A 2,928-nucleotide genomic window follows, 5' to 3' on the forward strand; every position below is an offset into this window, starting at 1 on the left:
GGAGGGGGGGGGGGGGGGGGGGGGGGGGGGGGGGGGGGGGGGGGGGGGGGGGGGGGAGGGGGGGGAAGGGGGGGGGGGGGGGGGGGGGGGGGGGGGGGGGGAGGGGGGGGGGGGGGGGGAGGGGGGGGGGAGGGGGAGGGGGGGAGGGGGGGGGGAGAGAGGAGGGGAAGGGGAAGGGGAAGGAAGGGGGGGAAGGGGGGAGGAGGCGATGGTTCGAGATTGCCACCCGGTGAGTATATCGGCTCAGATAGGTGAGGACGGCCACCGGGCCGCCGAAGGGCGGTTTGGAATACACCACCCATTCGGATTTGCGGAACGGGGTGAGCCATGTTGCGAAGGCGTCCGCCTGTGCCAAATCTTTCAGGTCCCCATAGAAAGCCAGTTCTCCAGCTCGGTGCAGCGCCACCAGCCCATCCAGAAACAGGCGGCGGAACAGGCGCGACAACACGCGCACAGTCTCGTGCGTCTACGCATGTTTCGCGCACGCCTGCCCTCTAATCGAGCTTCCACGATCTGAGAACTCGCATACGGCTTATGACTTCACATCGCGCATTTTGGAGCACCGGTCTTTCATCATGACCGCCGCTGAAACCAGTACAACAATGCGGGAAACCTCTTTCGAGGCCTATGTCCGTCAGCGAATTCGGAAGGGACCAAAGCAAGATTGGCTTGAACAACTCGACCTCACGCACTTGCATAGATGTTGTGTGACCCTCGGTGCTTCTCTTTCCGGGTATCATTCTGTTCCCTTCCTTAATCTGCCACCTGATGAGGCACGGATGCTCTGTGAACTTGGATTTGAACACCTCATCAAAGGGCCTTCGGGATTGTGCGCGGGTCTAGAAAAGTCTTACCATAAAGACAGTTCACGAAGACCCTATGTCAGTTCAGATATGGGGCCATTTTACAACTGGCTTCAAGATGTTCACACGGACCCAGCTCTATCACTTTTAGTCGATACGACGCGGGAACACATCTTTGAGACCTATCCAGCATCGCCAGAAAAGGAAGTATTTGGGCAGCGACCACCCAAACGGCAACTCTACACCATGGCAGATGCTCGCATACAAACTGGACTTGGAACGACGTTCCTCAAACGACTTCTTGGCCATATTAATGCTGAAACTGATGATGTCGCCCTCAAGCGAACAGACGTGACCTTAGAAGAGCTGAAATCTGCTATGAGTTTCTGGCACAGTCTTGCAAAGCTCGGCGAGGCAGCATCCCTACTGGGAATTCTGCCCGAGCAGGTAAAAAAGCTCCGAGATCTCGGGACACTGAAAACCGTCAAGTTGTCTGTCCGTCGTCAGGGATTTGTAACCTGCCATTGGAACGGACGTCGCCAACTGCGGCAATGCGGACAAAGCTGCCGTACGCTGCGGCTGCGCCAAAGACTGCATTGGTGATCTTCTTTAATGGTTTAGAAGACAGCGGCTCGACTAATTCGTCGCTGCGATGCATGAATAGAACCGCGCGAAAATAGTAAGGAACGCGATGCTTCTATTTATTTTTCTAGGGTTTTTCATCGGCTTTTTCTTGTCATTACGTTTTGTCCGACGACCACGAAGGGCACTGATCCGGGGAGCGGTTCTGGGCGCTGTGCCTCTTGTGCTGATGCTTGGGCCGGGTAACGCGCCTGTTCAGGGAATCGGCTCAGCGCTGAACTTCGCTTTCTTCGCACTGGGGCCGCTTATGCTGATCCCAATTGTGGTCGGCAGTGCGGCACTTGGCGTGGCTGGCGCTGCGGTTGTGCTGTGGATCGGGCACGGGCGCGCACGTTGGGTCGGCTGGGCGTTGGGGGGAGTGATAATTGTGATAGTCGCAATGATGACTCTGTTGCCCGTTGCACAGCGCGAGATGGCCAAGCGCCAACTTGCCAACGACCGTGGCAACCGCGCCGAAGCGATTATCCGCGCTGATTTCGAAGGCACGCTGGCCGGATATCAGGTGTCTTTTCCAGCCAGTCCCCGCCTGCATCTGTCAGATGATTGCGCTCCGGGTGTTCAGGCCGGGCTCTTTGGCTGTTCGACCAGCCTAACCAACCCGGTGACGATACTGACCGGACCAGATGAGACGCTTCTTAATGAACGCAGCGATCCGATTAGCTTTCGTACCATCAGTGTTGGAGCTGTGGAGACAGATTGCACTTTGGGAGATTTTTGCCTGACACAGGAGCAAATTGACCACTGGTGCGGTGAGGTTCGTTCGGATCAAGCGGACGGCATCTGGTGTCGCGACATGCCGCCGATGCGATTTTCTTTGCGAACGGATGCAACGCCGGGTCCATCGGATCGCGATGAACCCGAACTGGCCGCGCGATATGCTAATACGCGGCTCGGTACCGGACGGGTCGTTTGCTTCTACAGCCCTGATACAACCGAAACCGACAGACAAGGTGCGAGCTGCAAGATATCCTTCGATCTTGCGGACGGGGTTAAGGCGTCTCTGTCATTACGCCGCACGCAGATCATATCCGACGATCCGGCGCTCACAGCAACGATTGAACTGATTCCTGAATACTGGTCGGCGCTGACGGACGGGTGATAGCGGACGTCCAACCAATCTGCAGCATCTGACGGATTGGGCTCTTTGCCGACTTTCGCTGCGTTTGCACCCGAGATCAACGTCAAATAGGAAGGCGTGAGGCCGCTGTGCGGACAAAACCGTCGCTCCTGAAACCGGCATCAAAGGCCGCAGTCAGCCCAAAGCGGTCCCTCATATGGCGTGCTTCGCGCCCAACGCTGCATCTGCGAGATTTGAAGGTCGGTTTCCCGAAAGCAGATGGGGTGGATGGCTCCTGCTCCATCGGCGTCGCAATGCGCCATAGTGCAGTTGTAATGAACTGCTCAGAGAGGAGCCACCCAATGCAAGTTACAACAGTTGGTCTCGATTTAGCCAAGAACGTCTTTCAGATCCACGGGATCACCC

At 57.3% G+C, this 2,928-nt stretch carries 2 protein-coding genes and 1 pseudogene; 2 read left to right on the forward strand and 1 reads right to left on the reverse strand.

The genetic code is table 11. The features are described from left to right. Positions 1-199: 199 nt before the first annotated feature. A pseudogene (locus KMP13_RS15055) lies at positions 200-454 on the reverse strand (transposase); the annotation flags it as partial. A 121-nt stretch (positions 455-575) separates the two neighbouring features. On the opposite strand from KMP13_RS15055, the gene KMP13_RS15060 reads away from it, so the two are divergent. Together KMP13_RS15060 and KMP13_RS15065 are read left to right on the forward strand one after the other, a co-directional pair. After that, positions 576-1,406, forward strand: a complete 831-nt coding sequence (locus KMP13_RS15060; RefSeq protein ID WP_215266811.1) for a hypothetical protein — start codon at positions 576-578, stop codon at positions 1,404-1,406. Positions 1,407-1,494: 88 nt separating this feature from the next. Further along, entirely contained in the window at positions 1,495-2,544 is a 1,050-nt protein-coding gene (locus KMP13_RS15065) for a hypothetical protein (protein ID WP_215266812.1), read from the forward strand. The last annotated feature ends 384 nt before the right edge of the window (positions 2,545-2,928 follow it).

Source organism: Epibacterium ulvae (assembly GCF_018678075.1).
Classification (GTDB): domain Bacteria; phylum Pseudomonadota; class Alphaproteobacteria; order Rhodobacterales; family Rhodobacteraceae; genus Epibacterium; species Epibacterium ulvae_A.